Below are 16,784 nucleotides of genomic sequence, written 5' to 3' on the forward strand. Positions count from 1 at the left end.
CCGTACGGGGGCACCGGGCGGCCCTGCCTCATGCGTCCGGGTACACCGCCACCCGTACCGCCCGCGGCCCGTGCATGCCCTGGATCATCGCCGACTCGATGTCCCCGGAGCGGCTGGGGCCGGTGACCAGCTGGAGGCCGGACGGCATGGGGTCGAGCCGGCCGAGCGCCGCGATCAGCGCCGCGTAGTCGGCGTGCAGGCGCGACAGCGGTACGACCGCGAGATGGGTGCCGGGCAGTACGGCCGTGCCGCGCGGGCGTCCCGGCGCCGGGCCGAGCGCGAGGGTGCCGGTGTCCGCCGCGGCTCCGAGCACCCCGGTGACGCCGACCTCGGCGTCCCACGGGTCCCGCGGCCGCTCCCCGGCGACCGCCAGGCCCGTCAGGTCCGGGTGGTCGTCGACGAGCGCCGGGCGGTCGCCCGCCCAGTCCCGGACCAGCGACAGCGCCTCCTCGCGCGAGGCGGCGAGCTCCGCCAGCCCGCCGGCCTCCGCCAGCCGGTCCCGGAACAGCTCCGCCAGCTCCTGGTTCATCCCTGCCTCCTGTCGCGGTCCCGGCTCTCCTCCTGACGCCGGAACCACCTGCGGAAGGCGCCCGCCTCGCGCAGGGGCGGCAGGGCACGCCCCCTCGCCCAGCCCCGGCCGGGTCCCGGCAGCCGGGCCAGGACGCCGTCCGGGAGCAGCCGGCCCGCGAGCCGGGCCCCGGCCATCGTGGCGCGGAAGCCGGTCTCCGTACGCCAGGCCAGCGCCCAGGCGCGCCAGCCGGCGCGGGCCGTCCGGGCGGCGGGCTGCCGGCGTTCGTGCGCGGCGCGCAGGTTCACCAGCAGGTCGGGAATGGGGATCTTGACGGGGCAGGCGTCGTAGCAGGCGCCGCAGAGGGAGGAGAGGAACGGCAGGTCGGAGTCCTGGTTCGGCCGCTCGCCGAGCAGTGGGCTGAGGACGGCGCCGATCGGGCCGCCATACACCGCGCTGTAGGGGTGGCCGCCGCCCACCGTCCGGTACACCGGGCAGGAGATCTGGCAGTTGCCGCAGCGGATGCAGGCGAGGACCTCTTCCTGGGGCGTACCGAGCGCCTTCGTGCGGCCGTTGTCGAGGATGACGAGGTGCAGCTGCTCGGGGCCGTCGGTCTCGCCCTCCCGGCGCGGCCCGTTGAGGAGCGTCTGGTAGACGGAGACGCGTTGTTTGGTGGCCGCGTCGCACAGCAGCGGGATCAGGACGCCGAGGTCGGCGAAGCGCGGGATCACCTTCTCGACGGTCATCACGGCGACGTGGACGCGTGGTTGCGAGGTCACCATGTCGGCGTTGCCCTCGTTGGTGACGAGGGCGAGGGTGCCGGTGTCGGCGGCGGCGAAGTTGACGCCGCTGATGCCCATGTCGGCGGCCTTGAAGTCGGCGCGCAGCCGGGTACGCGCGAACGACGCCAGGTCCTCCGGCTCGCCTGACACCTCGTCACCGGCGAGCTGCCCGAACAGATCCGCCACGTCCTGCCGGGACTTGTGCAGCGCGGGTCCGACGATGTGGCTGGGCCGTTCGTCGGCCAGCTGGACGATGTACTCGCCCAGGTCCGTCTCGACCACTTCGATGCCCTGTGCGGTGAGGTGGGCGTTGAGATGGATCTCCTCGGTGGCCATCGACTTGGACTTCACCGCGAGGCGTACGCCGTTCTCGCGGGCGATCCGCTCGATGACGGCGCGTGCTTCGGCGGGGGTGGCGGCCCGGTGCACGACGCCGCCGTTCCGCTCGACGTTCCCGGTCAGCTGCGCGAGGTACTTCTCCAGGTCGGGAAGGGTCTCCCGGCGGATCGCCGCGCCCTGTTCGCGGAGCCGCGCCACCTCCGGGGTCCAGGTGCCGACGTGCCGTTCCTCGTTCAGTGCCGCGAGGCGGTCGTGGGTGGGGCGGGCCGTGCGGACGGTGAGCGCGTCCCGGGTGATCAGGGGCAGCGGGCGCCGGTGCGGCGGGATGTCGCCGGCCGCCCACTCGGGCCGGTCGGGGTGGAGGCGCTCGCGGCCGGCGAGGGCGGAGGAGCGCTGCCCGGCCGTGCGGGTGCCGTCCCGGCGGTGCTCGCTCATGCGGGCACCTCCGCCGGGACGAGCGCGTCGCGTACCAGCTCGGCGAGGTGGCGGGTGCGGACCGGCGGCCCGGCCTGCCGCGCCCGGCCGCCGAGATGGAGCAGGCAGCCGGGGTCGGCGGCGACCAGCCAGTCGGCGCCGCCGGCCGCTGCCGTACCGAGCTTGGTGTCGGCCATCGCCACCGACACGTCGGGGAACTTCGCGGCGAAGGTGCCGCCGAAGCCGCAGCAGGTGTCGCAGCCCGCCATCTCGCGCACCTCCAGACCCTCGATTCTGCCGAGGAGTTGGCGTGGCGTGCGGCGCTCGCCGAGCGTGCGGGCCATATGGCAGGAGTCGTGGTACGTGACCGAGCCGCGCAGCCGGAGCCGCAGTCCGCTGCCGTACGCCATGACGAACTGGCTGAACTCATAGGTGCGTTCGACGAGCGCGCGGTGCTCCGGGGCGGGCGCACGGAGCCGGCCGAGGTGGTGGTGGAGGTAGGCGGCGCAGGAGCCGGAAGGGGTGACCACCGCGTCGTACGGTGCGAAGATCCGCAGCCAGCGGTCGAGCAGTGTCCCGGCCTCCGCCGGGTGCCCGGAATTCAGTGCGGGCTGGCCGCAGCAGGTCTGGCCGCGCGGCAGCTCCACCGTGACGCCCATCGCCGCCAGGACCTCCACCGTGGCGCGTGCCGGGCCGCCCGCGGCCAGATCGGCCATGCACGAGGTGAACAGCGCGACCCGCGCCGGGCGGGGCGGCGCTCCCGCGTCCGTTTCCACGTCCCTCATCCGACTCCTCCAGCTGTGTCCGCTTCCGTCGTACGACTCCACCGGGCCGGTCCCGGGCGGTCAGGCCATCACCGACTCCACCCGCCGCGCCGTGTCCCGTACCGCGTCCGCCAGCGCCAGCACCTCGTCGTGGCCGATGACGAAGGTGACGGTGGAGACGCTGACCGCGCCGACCGTGCGGCCGTCCGGGGTGTGGACGGGCGCGGCGAGGCAGCGCACGTTGGGTTCGTTCTCCTCGTCGTCCAGGGCGTAGCCCCGTTCCCGTACACCGGCGAGTTCGGCGGCGAGCGCGTCGAGGGTGGTGAGGGTGCGCTCCGTACGCCGCTCCAGGCCGGTGCGGGCCACCAGCTCGGCCAGCGCTTCCGCGTCGAGACCGGCGAGGATGCACTTGCCGATGGCGGTGGAGTGCAGGGGCTGCTGCATCCCGACGCGGGAGAGCATCGCGAACGGCTGCACGCCCTCGACCTTGTGGGTGTAGACCACCCGGTCGCCGCTGCGTAGACCCATGTGGAGGGTCTGGCCGATCTGCGCCTGGAGCTCGACGAGGACCGCCTCGACCGTGGTGTGCCGGCGGCCCTGGCTCACCGCGGCGCCGACACCGCTGGCGGTCGGGCCGATGCCGTACCTCCCGCCGGGGTACGCCACCGCCCAGCCCTCGGCGACCAGGGTGCCCAGCAGCCGGTGGGCCGTGGGCTTGGAGACGGCCGCCTCCGCCGCCAGCTCGGCCAGCCGGAGGGGCTCCTGCGCGTGGCAGAGCACCTCGATGAGCCGCAGCACCTTGCGGGGCCCCGCGCCGTCGTTGGGCTTACCGGAACGCGTCCTCGCAGAACTTGCCGACGTCCGTGCAGAACTCGTTGACACGTCTTCGAGGCTAGGGCTAGCTTCCCCCGATATTCCACCCCCCTGAACGACGTTTCGCCAGGCGGAACGGGCGGAACGCCCTGGACCATTCGTGCCGACGTCAGGAGAATCCGTGCCGACTCAGGCGGAGATACGGCAGTTGTCCGACCGCGCAGCACAGCACGTCCTCAGCAAACAGGGCACCGACACGGGGCGGCGTACCGGCTGGCTGATGATCTCGACCATCCTGATCGAGGCCTGGGACCTCTACGCGATCTCGTTCCTGCTGCTGTTCGTCAAGAACGACCTGCATCCCAGCGCCGCCATGCTCGGACTCGCCTCCGGCGCCGTGCAGTTGGGGGCGCTGATCGGCGCGCTGGGCGGTGGCTGGGTCGCCGACCGGATCGGCCGGCGCAAGGTCTTCATCATCACCATGGCCCTGTTCGTGGTGCTCGCGCTGAGCCAGTCCTTCGTGACCAGCATGTGGCAGCTGGTCCTGGTCCGGTTCCTGCTCGGCATCCCGCTGGGCAGCGACATCTCCACCGGCTACGCGTACATCATGGAGACCATGCCCAAGGGCAAGCGGGAGGTGATGGGGAACCGCTGGCAGGGCATGTTCGGGCTCGGTGAGATCGCCGCCATCGCCGTGATCACCGTGATGTACCTCAGCGGCATGGACCACGGCCTGCTGTGGCGGATCGGCCTCGGCCTCGGCGCGCTGCCCGCGCTCGCGCTGCTCATCGGGCGGCTGGACGTGCCGGACACCGCGCTGTGGCTGGTGCAGCGCGGCAAGTTCAAGCAGGCCAAGGCCGTCGCGAAGAAGATGTTCAACGACGACCTGGACATGCTGCCGGACGAGGACTACGTCATCGAGCGGCCGCGCACCCGCGACTTCCTGTCGAGCATCTGGCAGGACCCGGTACGCCGCAAGGCCAGCGTCTTCGCCTGGATCTCCAACGCCATGCAGGGCGCGGAGTTCGCCGCCTTCGCCTTCTACCTGCCGGTCATCCTCGTCCTCACCGGGGTGTCCGGCATCGGCGCCACCAACTTCGTGACCGGCGCGATCTACATCATCGCCACCGTCAGCGGCTTCGTGGCGCCGATGGTGACACCGAAGCTGGGCCATCGCGGCGTGGCACGCTGGGGCTTCGGCACGGCCTTCGTCTCGCTCCTGCTCGCCGCGCTCTTCCTGCAGCTGGAGTGGCACGTCCTGGTGCCGCTGGCCGCCGCCGGCCTGATGTGGGGCCACTACTGGGACGCCTCGAACGGCATGACGATCGCCTCGATGGTCGCACCGAGCCGCTACAAGGCCACCGCCTCCGGCTTCGGTTACATCTTCGTCAAGCTCGCCGCCTTCGTGACCATCTTCTTCTTCCCGATCCTCTTCACCGAGCTGGGCGTGCCGCTGGCGACGGTCATCGTCTCGCTGCTCTCGCTGACCGGGTACCTCGCCGCCACCTACATCCTCCCCGAGGTCTACGGCTACGTGGAGCAGGAGGAGAGCCCCGCCGGACCGGCCGGCGGCCCATCGGCCCCCGGACGTACGGCACTTCGGGATTCCGGCGAGCCCGCCGCGTGACGGCGGCGCGCACGACGGCGGACGTGCCCGGCAACGGGAAGGTGCACAACAGATGAACGTTCGGGTCCGGCGCTCAGGGTGCTGAGCGATCTCCGCACCGCGGGTGCCGGACACCGGGAATTCGATGGACGAATCGGCCGCACAGGCCGCCAGTTCATGCCGATGCGCCCGAATATGCACAGGTCAGTGCCCTGGGGTCGGGTGAGCGGCAGTGCGAGGCGCATGTAATCGTGGGCACAGGGACGGTCCTGGTCACCGTCACCCCCCTCTCCTGCGACCCCCTCACAGGGGTCTTGTTGACATGCACCGCGAAGAAAGGTGATGGCATGCCCATCGCACTGCTCCGGAGGAAGCGGGCCGCCCGTGGCCCGCGCGGAGCCGGACTCCTGCATCCCGTCCCCCCGGGTGCGGGAGCCTTCAACTGTGAGGTGCTCGACCCCCTCGGGGAGCCGCTGCCCCAGGCCGAGGTCGTCGTGACCTCGGCCCACGGCGGGCAGGTGGTGGCGAAGCTGACGACGGACCCGTACGGTCTGTTCTTCGTGACGCTGCCCGTCGGCCGGTACAGCGTCCTGGTCTCCGCCGACGGGCTGCAGCCGAACCGGCAGACCATCGACGTCAGGGAAGGCGAGACCCTGCCGCTGTCCACGATCCGGCTGGAGTCCTCCGCGCCGCCCGAGCTGCCCCAGCCCGGCACATGGCTCTTCGACCCGCCGCACACCGCGATCCGCTTCATCGCCAAGCACGTCGGCATGGCCAACGTGCACGGCCGGTTCACCCGCTTCCAGGGCGGCATCCGGGTCGCCCCGGACATGGCCGACTCGCGCATCGAGGTACGCATCGAGGCGGCGAGCATCAACACCGGCAACAACACCCGGGACAACCACCTGCGCTCGGCGGACTTCCTGGACGTCGAGAACTACCCGTACCTGCACTTCGCCTCCACCCGCTTCGTGCACAAGGGCGGCCAGAAGTGGATCGTGCAGGGCGTCCTGGAGATGCACGGCGTCAGCCGCACCGTCAACCTGGACACCAACTACCTGGGCGCCGTCAACGGCGGCTACGGCGAGGAACTGCGCTGCGCCGCCCTGGCCAAGACCGAGCTGCACCGTGAGGACTACACCCTCAACTGGCGCAACATGCTCGCCCGCGGCATCGCCATCGTCGGCCCCACGGTGAAGCTGGAACTCGACATGCAGGCCATGTACCGCTGCGAGGACACCCCGACCCCGCCGGACTAGGCCTGTCCTGGCCCCGCTGCCGCAGCTGCCCCGCCGGGACTGCGGCAGCGGGGGCCGGTGGAACCACCCGGAGCCCGAGCGGACATCATGACCGGCAAGGGGGTGGTGTCGTGCGGCAACAGGTGCACGGGGCGCGGCCGGGCGGCGGGCGCGACACAGCGGGGAAGTGGCCGGCGGTGCTGGTCGCGGCGGTGGTGCTGTACCTGGCGTGCGTACTGGCCCTGGAAGCCGCTGGGCTGTGGGAGGTGACGCAGGAGTCGGTGGAGCGGCCCGACAGCCTCCTGTGGTTGCCGATACTGGCGCCTGTAGGGGCACTGTGCGGCGCACCGGTCTTCTTCGCAGCCGTGGGAGCGTTCGTCCTGCCGACGCTCGCGCTGGCCCGCCGGGCGGGGCGGGACTGGTGGTGGGTACCGGTCGTCGCGGCCCTCGTGGCGCTGGTGGCCGCGCTCGCGACGGCCGCTCTCGGCGCGGGCCGTGCCACCGTCCTGTGGCTGTGGCCGCTGCTGTGGGTGTCGGTCGGCGGAGCGGCGCTGCTCGCCCGGTGTGTCACGCTGCGCACCCCCTCCGGAGCGCGTCCGGGTCTGCTGGTTTCCAAGGTGGCCGGTTGCGGGGTCCTGGCCGTCGTGGTCGTCCACGCGCTGGGCGCGGCGGCGGTACGGACCGGGTCGATCGACGCCTACCGCCCACCGCGTCTGTCGCCGGCCCACATGACCGGCGCGTGGAGCGACGGCCGCGGCGGTACGCTCCGGCTCGCCGGTGACGGCACGGCAGCCGCCGACCGCTTGCTGTCCGAGGACTTCGATCACGCATTCGGTGACGTGCGCTGTGACGGCTCGGGCACCTGGACTCACGAGCCGGCCGACGACCCCTGGGACCAGACCGTCACGATCGACATCGGCGGCTGTTCGGGCTCGGAGTGGCGCATCAGCGGCACGCGGGCCCGGCCGAAGCTGGCCTACCAGTACGGGGACCCGGACAAGCCGCGGTGGTACACGCTGACCCGGACGCGGGGTGCCGCGGGCGCGGGCGGGTAGCGGAATCGGATGCGGGCCCCTTGCGGGCCGGGGGTGGGCTCGGAGATCGTTCCGGCATGAGGGTGAACGGGTATCCGGAGGACGGGGCGCGGGGTGAGGGGACGGCGTCCGGCGCCGCCCGCATCGGAGGGGCCGGTACGGTGCTCACCGATGCGCAGGTGACGGAGTTCGTCTCCGGGCAGCTGGCCGGGGCCGACGTGGACGGGCGCAGTGTCTGTGTCGTCGTGCCCGACGGGACGCGCAGCTGTCCGCTGCCGCTGCTGCTGTCCGCCGTGCACGGTGCGCTCGCCGGGCGGGTGAGCCGGCTGACCGTACTGATCGCGCTCGGCACCCACGCCGCCATGGACGAGCCGCGGCTGGCCCGGCACCTGGGCTACCCGGAGGGCGAGCTCGCGGCGCGGTACCCGGGCATGACCGTGCGGAACCACGAGTGGTGGGACCCGGACACCTTCGTCTCGCTCGGCACGATCTCCGCCGACCGGGTCGGCGAGCTGTCCGGCGGGCTGCTGCACCATGCCGTGGACGTCCGCCTGAACCGCGCCGTCGTCGACCACGACGTCACCCTCGTGCTCGGTCCCGTCTTCCCGCACGAGGTCGTCGGCTTCTCCGGCGGCAACAAATACTTCTTCCCCGGTGTCGCGGGCGCGGACATCATCGACCTCTCGCACTGGCTGGGCGCCCTGATCAGCAGTGCGGAGATCATCGGCACCCGCGGCAGCACGCCCGTACGCGCACTCATCGACGAGGCCGCGGCCCTCATCCCCGGCCGCCGCCTCGCCCTCTGCGTCGTCGCGCAGTCGGGGACGGACGCGCTGCACTCCGTCGCGTACGGCACACCGGAGGACGCCTGGGCCGCGGCGGCCGAGGTGTCCGCCGAGACCCATGTGCGCTACCTGGACGCGCCCGTGCGGCGCGTCCTGTCGGTCATGCCGGAGAAGTACGAGGACATCTGGACCGCCGCCAAGGGCTTCTACAAGCTGGAACCGGTGGTCGCGGACGGCGGCGAGGTCATCCTCTACGCGCCGCACATCACGCAGCTCTCCGCGATGCACCCGGAGATCGCCGATATCGGATACCACTGCCGGGACTACTTCACCAAGCAGTGGGACCGGTTCCGGCACCTGCACTGGGGCGTGCTGGCCCACTCCACGCACCTGCGCGGCGCGGGCACGTACGACGCGGAGACCGGCGAGGAGCGCTGCCGGGTCACGGTCACGCTCGCCACCGGCATCCCGGAGGACGTCGTACGCGCCGCGAACCTCGACCACCTCGACCCGGCCGGCATCGACCCCGCCGCCTTCGCCGCGGACCCGGACACCCTGGTCGTGCCGCACGCGGGCGAGATCCTGCACCGGCTGCGCACGAAATGAGGAGCCGCACATGACATCCGACCGGCTTCCGCAGCTCACGGGCGCCGACGCCGAAGCGGCCGACGCGGTGGCCGCGCTGCTGCGCGGCACCGCGCCCCTGGGCATCGCCTTCTCCGGCGGCGTCGACTCCTCGCTGCTGCTGGCCCTCGCCGTACGGGCGCTCGGCGCCGGACAGGTCCTCGCGGTCCTCGGCGTTTCGCCCAGCCTCGCCGCCGACGAACGCGCCGGGGCCCACCGGGTGGCCGCCCACATCGGCGCCCGGGTCGTCGAAGTCGCCACGTACGAAGGGGAGTCGGCGGCCTACCGCGCCAACGGGCCGGACCGCTGCTTCCACTGCAAGGACGAGCTGTTCACCAGGATCTCGGACGAGGTCGCCGCCGAGCACGGCCTCGTGGCCGTCGCGTACGGGGAGAACGCGGACGACGCCCGCCGCCCGGACCGGCCCGGCAGCCGCGCCGCCACCGAACACCGCGTGCTGCGGCCGCTCGCCGACGCGGGCCTGGACAAGGCCGCCGTACGCCGCCTCGCCCGCGCCCTCCGGCTGCCCTGTGCCGACAAGCCGGCCGCGCCCTGCCTGGCCTCCCGCATCCCGCACTTCGACGAGGTCTCGCCCGCCAAGCTCGGCCAGGTCGAACGGGCCGAGAAGGCGCTGCGGGGGCTGGGCTTCAGCGACTGCCGGGTGCGGCACCACGGGGAGGTGGCACGCGTCGAACTGCCGGTCGCGGAGATCGCCCGCGCCGCCTCCGGCGAGCTGCGTGAGGCGGTGCTGAGCGCCGTGCGCGCGGCCGGCTTCCGCATGGTCGCGGTCGATCTGGCGGGCATCCAGTCGGGCGCGTTCACCCTGCCCCTGGTCGGCGTGACGGAGGGCCATGACCACCATGCGTGAGGGCACACCGGACCCCGCTGACGCCATGCTCGCCGGCCTCGCCGAGCTGGACCACGACCGCGCCGCGCGGCGCGGGTACCCCGAGGCCGTCTACTGCGAGGGCAAGACGGCGGCCCAGGTCGGTGCCATCGCCGCCGCGGTACGCGAGCGGTACGCCGAGCCCGGGGACGCGGCATCCCGCGTTCCGGCCACCCTCTTCACCCGGGCGGACGACGGACACGCCAAGGCGGTGCTGGCCGAACTCCCCGACGCACGCCACGACACGGAGGCCCGCCTGCTCGCCTGGCCGCCGGCGCCGCCGCCCGCGACCGGCGGCAAGGTGACCGTGGTCTGCGCCGGCACCTCCGACCTGCCCGTGGCCCGGGAAGCCCTGCTCACCGCCGGCTACCTCGGCCGGGAGACCGAGTTCGTCGCGGACGTGGGCGTCGCCGGGCTGCACCGCGTCCTCGGCAAGCTCGACCTGCTGCGCTCCGCGCGGGCCGTGGTCGTCGTCGCGGGCATGGACGGCGCGCTGCCCAGCGTCGTGGCCGGGCTGGTCGCGGCGCCGGTCGTCGCCGTGCCGACCTCCGTCGGGTACGGCGCCGCCTTCGGCGGCCTCGCCCCGCTGCTGGCCATGCTCAACGCCTGCGCTCCGGGCGTCGCGGTGGTCAACATCGACAACGGCTACGGCGCGGGCCACCTGGCGGCCCAGATCGCCGCCCCGTTCCCGGCCGGGCCCTGACGACTCCCTACGCCGACCGGGCAGGGCTCCGGCCTGGGCGGGTACCGCCGGGTACGCACTCCCGCAGCCGGGCCCGCGCAGCCTCACATCCGGGATCTGCGTACGTCGACCTCACAGCCGGCGCGAACGGGTCGAAGCCGTGCTCGGCCGGCCGGCGAACCCCCAGCAGGCTTCGCAACGACCACCACGCGCGGATCACGCCGAGGCCGGCGTCGGTGCGCGCCTGATCGGCGTCCGCCTTCAGGAACACGTCGCCGACGCGCGGGGCCGGGCGTGCGAAGCGGGCGACGACGACCTCGGCCTCATCCATGGCGACCACTTCCGTCAGGAGTCCTGTTGTGTCAGGAGTCCTGAGAGGCCCCCGCGGGCAGCGCGGCGTCCGGTACCAGGCCGGCCGCCACCGCCGCCGCGACCGCGGCGTCCAGGACCGTGCCCGCGGGCAGCCCCCGTTCGGCGGCCAGCGCGGCCACGTCGTCGAACTCGGGGGTGGCCCGTACGATCACCCCGCCGCGGTGCGCGACCTTGACCGGCACCTCGCCGCCGCCCGCCACGGGGACGCGCACCCACGTACGCTGGAGCGCGGTCTTGCGTACGGCCGACTCGCGTACCCCGATCGTGGTCGTCTCGCGGAAGATCAGGTCGCGCAGCGCGTCGGCCCGCTGCCGCGGTGCCAGCACGCGCAGGGTGTGCGCGGGGCGGCCCTTCTTCATCACGATGGGCACCAGCCAGGCGTCCGAGGCCCCGGCCGCCAGGAGCGAGGCGAGCACGCCGGGCCACAGCCGCGGGTCCAGGTCGTCGACGTTGGCCTCCAGGACGACGGCGGAGGTCTCCTGGTCGGTGCCGGACGCGGCCGCCGCCGGGGCTCCGAGCACCACCCGTACGACGTTCGGGCGTCCCGGGGTGTCCCGCGTGCCCGCGCCGACGCCGGTCGCCTCGGCCCGCAGCCGCGGCAGGTCGCCGCACTCCGTGGCCAGCGCGGTCACCAGTGCCATGCCGGTCGGCGTGGCCAGTTCGCCCGTGCCGCCGCCCACCACCTCCCAGCCCGCGGCCAGTTCGAGCACGGCGGGCACCGGCACCGGCAGGTCACCGTGTGCCGTACGCACCCGGCCGGAGCCGAGCGCGACCGCGCTCGCGGTGACCCGGGCGATCCCCAGGTCGTGCAGGGCGGCGCAGACCCCGACCACGTCCGCTATCGAGTCCCACGCGCCGACCTCGTGGAAGTGCACGTCCTCGACGGACACGCCGTGCACCCGGGCCTCCGCGGCCGCGAGCCGGCCGAAGACCGCCAGGGCACGGTCGCCCACGGGCCCCGGCAGCCCGGCCTCCTCGATCCGGCCTCTGATGGCGCGCCAGGTGCGGTGCGGGTGGTCCTCGGCCAGCGGTTCGACGTCGACCTTCGTGGCCCGCAGCCCGGCGCGGGTGACGGACGCCTGCGCCAGCCGTACGGCGCCGGGGATCACCGCGTCGACCGCCTGCTGCGCGGCCGCCGGCGAGGCCCCGGCGTCGACCAGCGCGCCGAGCAGCATGTCCCCGGCGACGCCCGAGGTGACGTCGAGCCAGGCGTCCCGGTACGGGGCGGTCATGCGGTCATCTCCTGGCGGCCGGGCGGGCGGAGGTACGGCGGAGCGGACATACCACCGATCCTATGGACCCGGTCCGTCCCGTGCGACCAGGTCTTTCCCTCCGGACCCTGACGGGGTGCCGCCGGGCCCTGACGGGGTGCCGCCGGACCCTGACGGGGTGCCCGCACCGGCTCCGGCGGGATCAGGTGTTCGGCGGCGTCTCGTCGGCGAAGATCTTGGTGAAGACGGTGCCGTCCTCGGTGAGGTAGGCGTGCAACATGCCCTCGCTGCTGTGCGGCGCGTCGAAGGTCCCCTTGCGGTCCAGTGCGATCACCCCGCCGTCGCCGCCCAGCTTCGGCAGCCGTTCGACGAGTACCTCGTACGCCGCCGCTGCCACGTCCTTGCCGCCGAACTCCATGAGGTTCGAGATCGTGGCGGTCGCGGCGCCGCGCAGGAAGACCTCCCCGGCACCGGTGGCGCTGGCCGCGACGGTGGCGTTCTTCGCGTACGTACCGGCGCCGATCACGGGGGAGTCGCCGATCCGGCCCGGCAGCTTGTTCGTGAGACCGCCGGTGGAGGTGGCCGCGGCCAGATCGCGCTTCCGGTCGCGGGCGACCGCGCCCACGGTGCCCTTCGCCTGCTCGTCCGCGAGGGCCGCGGCGGCGGAGCGGGCACCGGTGGTCTTCTTCTTGGCCGCCAGCAGGGCGTCCCAGCGGGCCTGGGTCCAGTAGTAGTCCTGCGTCACCGTCTCCAGGCCGCTGCGGGCCGCGAAGTCGTCGGCGCCCTCCCCGGACAACAGGACGTGCGGCGACTTCTCCATGACCAGGCGGGCCGCCGAAACGGGATTGCGGACGCTGCGCACCCCGGCGACCGCGCCCGCCGCCAGGTCCGAGCCGCGCATGACCGACGCGTCCAGCTCGTGCCCGGCGTCCGCGGTGAAGACGGCGCCCTTGCCCGCGTTGAAGAGCGGGTCGTCCTCCAGGGAGCGGACCGCGGCCTCGACGGCCGAGACGCTGTCACCGCCCCGGTCCAGCACCCTCTGCCCGGCCCGCACCGCGTCCGCGAGTCCGTCCCGGTACGCCTTCTCCCGCTCGGGCGAGGTCTCGTCGCGCCGCAGGGCGGTCCCCGCGCCGCCGTGCACGGCGAGCACCACATGGCGGGCGTCGGGCCGCGCCTTGCCCTGCGGCGCTCCGGCCGCCGTCAGCCGTCCGGCGGCGGGCGCGTCCGGCGCGCCGTCCGCCGCGGGACCGCCGCCGGCCCCGTACGGTACGGCGGTCAGCAGCGCGGCGGCCACCGCGGCCGCGGCCAGTACGGGCAGTGTCCAGGGACGGGAAGCGAGCCTTCTGGGACGTGGACGGGAACGCATGCATCCTCCTCGCCGTTCGGTGCGCGGGACCACGGACGGACCACCAAGCGGATGCACCGTACAGGCGGATGTGCCGTGTGCGCACCAGGGCGAAAGGGGCCGACAAAAGTCCAAGTCCCGACCGGCGAGGCGGCATTGACGTCCGTTCCCGCATGTCGGAGGCTTGCGAGCGGTTCAGGCACCGGCTCCGTCCCCCCATGGGGCGGCCGCGCTCCCGCAGTCCGCCACACCCCCGGAGGCCACGTGACCGTCCTCGCCAGATCGCTCACCGGCTCGCTCGCCGCGCTGCTCGCCGCCGCCGCACTGGGCGCCGCGCCACCGTCCGCCGCGGCACCGTCCGCCGCGCCACCGTCCGGCGCGGCACCGTCCGCCGCGGCACCGTCCGGCGCGGCACCGGAGCCCGCGCACGAGCGGCCGCTGCCGGTCATCTCGCCGACCCCGCAGCACATGAGCCGGGTCTCGTCCGACGTGCGGCTCGGCGGCCGCGTCGAGGTCGTCGTCGGCAAGGACACCGACGCGGCGGCGCGGCGGCTGCTCACCGAGACGCTGCGCGCGCACGGCGTCCGTGACATCGATGTCAGCACCCGTGCCACGCGCCACGCCCCGCTCACCGTGCTGCTCGGCCCGGCCGCACGCCCGGACCTCGCGGCGGCGCTGCGCGGTACCGACGTACCGGACCACGCCGAGGGCTACGCCCTGCGCGTCACCGGCGACCGCTCCCGGCAGGCCACCGTCGCACTGGGCGGCACCGACGCGGCGGGCCAGTACTACGCGGTACAGACCCTGCGCGGTCTGATCACCGAGGGCCGGATCGCCGGGGCCGCCGTCTCCGACTTCCCGGCCATGCCGCTGCGCGGTTCCATCGAGGGCTTCTACGGCTCCCCGTGGACGCACCAGGAGCGCCTGGACCAGATGGACTTCCTCGGCGAGGTCAAGTCCAACACCTACGTCTACGCGCCGAAGGACGACCCGTACCACCGCGAGAAGTGGCGCGACCCCTACCCCGCCGACAAGCTCGCCGAGCTGAGGGAGCTGGTGAAGCGCGCCACGGCGCACCACGTCCGCTTCACCTTCGCCGTCTCGCCCGGCAACTCCATCTGCTACTCCGACCCGGCCGACGTCAAGGCCCTCACCGCCAAGCTGGAGTCGCTGTACGGCATCGGGGTCCGCTCCTTCTCCGTCCCGCTGGACGACATCAGCTACACCAAGTGGAACTGCGCGGGGGACGAGAAGAAGTTCGGTGCGCCGGGCCGCGGCCCCGCCGCCGAGGCACAGGTCGGCCTGCTCAACACCGTCCGGCGTGACTTCATCGCCACCCACGAGGGCACCCACCCGCTCCAGATGGTCCCCACCGAGTACGGCGACCTCACCGACACCGCGTACAAGCAGAAGCTGCGCTCGGCGCTCGACGAGGACGTCGAGGTGATGTGGACCGGCACCGAGGTCGTGCCCTCGGAGATCACGAACGATCAGGCCGCCCAGGCCGCCGAGCTGTTCGGCCGCAAGGTCTTCGTCTGGGACAACTATCCCGTCAACGACTTCGACAAGACCGCGGGCCGGCTGCTGCTCGCCCCGTACGACAAGCGCGAGCCGGGCCTCTCCGACCACCTCAGCGGCATCGTCTCCAACCCGATGAACCAGGAGGCGGCCAGCAAGCTCGCGGTCTTCACCATCGCCGACTTCGCCTGGAACGACCGCGGTTACGACGTACGGCGCTCGGCCCGGCAGTCCGCACTGCACCTCGCGGGCGGCGACCCGAGGACCGCCGACGCCGTGCAGACCTTCGTCGACCTCAACCACCTGGCGCCCGGCTCCACGCCGACGCCGTGGCAGCCGCAGGCCCCGGTGCTCAGCGCCCGGCTGGCGGCGTTCTGGAAGACGTACGACGGCGACCCGGAGGCGGCGGTCGCGAAGCTGCGCCCGACGGCCGACGGCATCGCCCGCGCACCGCGCGTGATCCGGGAGGGCGTGCCCGACAAGCTGTTCCTGCACGACGCCGACCGGTGGCTGGACGCCACCGCGCTGTGGGGCTCGGCCATGCGGCACGGCCTCGCCGCGCTGACCGCCGTCGAGGACGGTGACGAGGCCCGGGCCGCGAAGGAACGTGCCGCCATGGACCGCGACGCGGTCGCCGCCGGGAAGATCACCTCTGATCCCGAGGAGACCCGCCCGCACGGCACGGTCAAGGTCGGTGACCCGTTCATCGGCGACTTCCTCGCCGAGGTGCGGAAGATCCAGGACGCCGCGGCGGGGGACTGAGCGACGGGCGGGGGCCGCTCCCGCCGGGAACGGCCCCCGCGCCCGCCCTACTTCAGGTACTCGTTCGTGTAGGTCTTCCTCAGGTCCACGTCCGCCTTGGCGATCTCCGGCGTGAAGGCGGCGAGCACCTTGTGCACCGCCTCGGCGCCGTCGGCGCGGATCCGGCCGTCCTTGGCGTAGGCGTCCTTCGCCTGCGCGATGGCCTTCTCGTAGACCGCCGGGTCGTCACCCGCGTACTGGCGCGGCATCTTCGCCGCGATCTCCTCGGCGGAGTGGGTGTCGATGTACTTCAGCGCCTTCAGAATCGCCTTCGCGAGCTTGCGTGCCTGGTCGGGGTGGTCCTCCAGCCAGTCGCGGTCGGAGTAGAGGACGGCGGCGGGGTAGGTCGACACCCCGAAGTCCTCCTCGACGCCCTTCTCGGTGCGGGTGTCGGTGAGGATCTTCACCTTCTTCTCGCCCACCCGCTTCTGGAGCTGGGACACGCCCGGGTCGAGCATGACGGCCGCGTCGACCCGGCCCTGCTCCATGGCCGCGACCGCCGTGGAGTCGCCCCCGATGCCCTGCACGCTGGCTGCGTCGGCCTTCATGCCGTGGTCGGTGAGCAGCTTCTTCAGGAAGAAGTCCGTGGAGGAACCGGGCGCGGTCACACCGACCTTGGCGCCCTCGAGGTCCTTCACCGAGTCGATCTTCTTGCTCGCCTTGGGGGAGACGGCCAGCACCAGCGAGGGGTAGCGCAGCATGTTGACGAACGACACCACGTCCCGGTGCTTGGCCTGCATCTGGATCGTGTGGTCGTAGTAGCCGCTCACCACGTCCACACTGCCGCCCTGCATCGCCTGCAGCGCCTTCGACCCGCCCTGGAGGTCCTCCAGCCGGACCTGGACGCCCGCCTCCTTGTAGTAGCCCAGCTGCTGGGCGAGCGTGGTGGGCAGGTAGACCAGCAGCGGCTGGCCGCCGACCCCGATGCGTACGGCTTCGCCCCCGCCGGCGGACGAACAGCCGGAGGCGGCGGCGAGCGTGGCGAGGCAGGCCGCCGCGGCCACGACGGTCCGCAGCGGTCGCCTGAAGTGGTGCGCCATGGAACTCTCCTGGAGGTGTGGA

Annotated in this window: 14 protein-coding genes and 1 pseudogene; 7 read left to right on the top strand and 8 right to left on the bottom strand. The window is 73.2% G+C overall.

Translation table 11 applies throughout. The annotated features are described in order from the left end of the window. Positions 1 to 28: 28 nt before the first annotated feature. From AAC944_RS31140 to AAC944_RS31155, 4 genes are read right to left on the bottom strand one after another with little or no spacing between them, the layout of a single operon-like run. Entirely contained in the window at positions 29 to 529 is a 501-nt protein-coding gene (locus AAC944_RS31140) for a LutC/YkgG family protein (protein WP_051871620.1), read from the bottom strand. Next, positions 526 to 2,064: a lactate utilization protein B gene (locus AAC944_RS31145; protein ID WP_051871619.1), complete on the bottom strand. Its 1,539-nt coding sequence runs from the start codon at positions 2,062 to 2,064 to the stop codon at positions 526 to 528. Before AAC944_RS31145 ends, AAC944_RS31140 begins: the two co-directional genes overlap by 4 nt. Then, positions 2,061 to 2,828 (bottom strand): (Fe-S)-binding protein, encoded by a 768-nt coding sequence (locus tag AAC944_RS31150; protein ID WP_051871618.1) that lies wholly within the window; start codon positions 2,826 to 2,828, stop codon positions 2,061 to 2,063. The genes AAC944_RS31145 and AAC944_RS31150 overlap by 4 nt, the downstream gene beginning before the upstream one ends. 60 nt (positions 2,829 to 2,888) lie before the next feature. Further along, on the bottom strand, positions 2,889 to 3,689 hold the full coding sequence (locus AAC944_RS31155; protein ID WP_078888465.1) for an IclR family transcriptional regulator: 801 nt from the start codon (positions 3,687 to 3,689) through the stop codon (positions 2,889 to 2,891). A gap of 112 nt (positions 3,690 to 3,801) precedes the next feature. Between AAC944_RS31155 and AAC944_RS31160 the strand changes: the two genes are divergently transcribed. From AAC944_RS31160 to larB, 6 genes are all read left to right on the top strand, one after another. Next, complete coding sequence (locus AAC944_RS31160; protein ID WP_063759910.1) at positions 3,802 to 5,247, top strand: MFS transporter; 1,446 nt, start codon at positions 3,802 to 3,804, stop codon at positions 5,245 to 5,247. Between the two features lie 326 nt (positions 5,248 to 5,573). Continuing rightward, positions 5,574 to 6,485: a YceI family protein gene (locus AAC944_RS31165; protein ID WP_030612531.1), complete on the top strand. Its 912-nt coding sequence runs from the start codon at positions 5,574 to 5,576 to the stop codon at positions 6,483 to 6,485. A 110-nt stretch (positions 6,486 to 6,595) separates the two neighbouring features. Next, complete coding sequence (locus tag AAC944_RS31170; RefSeq protein WP_196942918.1) at positions 6,596 to 7,519, top strand: hypothetical protein; 924 nt, start codon at positions 6,596 to 6,598, stop codon at positions 7,517 to 7,519. Between the two features lie 56 nt (positions 7,520 to 7,575). Further along, on the top strand, positions 7,576 to 8,889 hold the full coding sequence (locus AAC944_RS31175; RefSeq protein ID WP_051871615.1) for a lactate racemase domain-containing protein: 1,314 nt from the start codon (positions 7,576 to 7,578) through the stop codon (positions 8,887 to 8,889). Between the two features lie 10 nt (positions 8,890 to 8,899). Continuing rightward, positions 8,900 to 9,775: an ATP-dependent sacrificial sulfur transferase LarE gene (gene larE, locus AAC944_RS31180; protein WP_030612522.1), complete on the top strand. Its 876-nt coding sequence runs from the start codon at positions 8,900 to 8,902 to the stop codon at positions 9,773 to 9,775. Continuing rightward, a complete protein-coding gene (larB, locus tag AAC944_RS31185) occupies positions 9,759 to 10,496 on the top strand; it encodes a nickel pincer cofactor biosynthesis protein LarB (RefSeq protein ID WP_368396570.1) in 738 nt (245 codons plus the stop codon). Before larE ends, larB begins: the two co-directional genes overlap by 17 nt. A gap of 83 nt (positions 10,497 to 10,579) precedes the next feature. On the opposite strand, the pseudogene AAC944_RS31190 reads toward larB, so the two are convergent. The 3 genes and pseudogenes from AAC944_RS31190 to AAC944_RS31200 form a co-directional block, all read right to left on the bottom strand. Continuing rightward, positions 10,580 to 10,713: pseudogene (locus tag AAC944_RS31190) on the bottom strand (aminoglycoside phosphotransferase family protein); the annotation flags it as partial. 124 nt (positions 10,714 to 10,837) lie between these two features. Then, on the bottom strand, positions 10,838 to 12,079 hold the full coding sequence (larC, locus tag AAC944_RS31195) for a nickel pincer cofactor biosynthesis protein LarC (protein WP_030612513.1): 1,242 nt from the start codon (positions 12,077 to 12,079) through the stop codon (positions 10,838 to 10,840). A gap of 181 nt (positions 12,080 to 12,260) precedes the next feature. After that, positions 12,261 to 13,424: an isoaspartyl peptidase/L-asparaginase family protein gene (locus AAC944_RS31200; protein ID WP_051871614.1), complete on the bottom strand. Its 1,164-nt coding sequence runs from the start codon at positions 13,422 to 13,424 to the stop codon at positions 12,261 to 12,263. Positions 13,425 to 13,667: 243 nt separating this feature from the next. Here AAC944_RS31200 and AAC944_RS31205 point away from each other — a divergent pair, with 243 nt between their 5' ends. Further along, entirely contained in the window at positions 13,668 to 15,683 is a 2,016-nt protein-coding gene (locus AAC944_RS31205) for a glycoside hydrolase family 84 protein (protein ID WP_030612509.1), read from the top strand. A 47-nt stretch (positions 15,684 to 15,730) separates the two neighbouring features. On the opposite strand, the gene AAC944_RS31210 is transcribed toward AAC944_RS31205, so the two are convergent. After that, positions 15,731 to 16,762 carry an ABC transporter substrate-binding protein gene (locus tag AAC944_RS31210; protein WP_030612506.1) on the bottom strand — a complete coding sequence of 344 codons (1,032 nt, stop codon included), beginning with the start codon at positions 16,760 to 16,762 and terminating at the stop codon, positions 15,731 to 15,733. Between the last annotated feature and the right edge of the window lie 22 nt (positions 16,763 to 16,784).

The sequence above is a fragment of the Streptomyces sclerotialus genome, assembly GCF_040907265.1.
Classification (GTDB): domain Bacteria; phylum Actinomycetota; class Actinomycetes; order Streptomycetales; family Streptomycetaceae; genus Streptomyces; species Streptomyces sclerotialus.